This is a genomic window from Psychrobacter sp. PP-21 (genome assembly GCF_033790785.1).
Classification (GTDB): Bacteria; Pseudomonadota; Gammaproteobacteria; order Pseudomonadales; family Moraxellaceae; genus Psychrobacter.
Genome location: NZ_JAMYEB010000056.1, coordinates 1 through 1,205 on the forward strand (window position 1 = coordinate 1; position 1,205 = coordinate 1,205).

Sequence of the window (1,205 nt, forward strand, 5' to 3'; positions counted from 1 at the left end):
CTGTTTACTGCTAGTAATTGCTCTATTTGCTTGCTCATAATATTTCTCATCAATTTTGATTGCTGCCAGCTCATCAACGACATTGATAGTGTCGCGTTCTTTCATTGCTTGCTTAAATTCGCTTGTCGCTGCTAGCTGCTCTATATAGATTTTTTTGATGCTCGGGTTCTTGATTTGAGACATTGAAAAATTTATTGGCTCTCGCTCTATACCGCGATCTTTCAAGCTTTTCATGCTTATTCGTGCTTTACTTCCTGCACATACTAAATGCACATTGCATATTGTTTCCCAACGTTCGCGCATGGCTTTTAGCTCTTGTTTGCGCTCAGCTGCTAGCATCGGCGTGTTCGCTTTTTTAGCACCGCCGCGTTCAGGGTTCTTGCTGTTGTATCGCTTAAAATAGCTGTCAGGATCGCGCTCTATACCGTCTATCAGACGTTCTGAAAACATGATATGAGCGTGGGGCTGCTCTTTTCCGTCTGCTGCTATTGGGTTATGTATTGCAAACTGATAAGCGTGCTTGTCACCGACTTCTTGATAAATCCAATCTTCAATCAATTCGCAGCGTTCGTCTGCTGTTAGCTCTCGCGGTAGCGTGATTATATGCTCTCTGTACGATGTGCCGTTTTTGCGCTCGTGCTCATCTGACATTTTCCAGAATAAGTTTGGATCAGCTGCTGCCCATTTGGGCATATTTCCGCTGCCAGTCTGCTCTAGTTTCTCTAAATCGCTATTATGTTTTGCATACTTACCCTCACGCGCAATATATTGAGCGTGCGGTGATGCTTTGCCTTTTTTTCCTACTACGACGCTAAGTCTGCCAATAGCCATTTTTTTGCTCTTTTTGTAGTTGTCAGTCGATAGACTGATGCAGTTTTCAAAGTTGTCTTTTTAACTTTGACACGCTAGTTTCTCGTAATGTACCGAAGGGGAATTATGAGAAACTACTAAGCGTGCCTTGTCTTGCTCAGACAGGTTAAAAACATATCGCTATACAAATATTATCATGTAATGCTAGGATCAAGAAGACTCTAAAAAACAGGTATTCATAAAAAATGGCTAACATCGACACAGACTACTTAAATTCGCTTGTCACACGTTTTAAAGCGTACAAGTCACCAACTGATACACAGCAGCTAATAATCGCATTAGGAAGCAAATCAGCGCGTTCTGATGATGACAATAAAAAGCTGTCTATACTGTTG

At 41.7% G+C, this 1,205-nt stretch carries 1 protein-coding gene; it reads right to left on the minus strand.

What is annotated here, in order from left to right:
* Positions 1–831: MobA/MobL family protein (locus tag NJD71_RS13510; RefSeq protein WP_319052417.1), on the minus strand; the 831-nt coding region annotated here is incomplete at its 3' end.
* Positions 832–1,205: the final 374 nt, after the last annotated feature.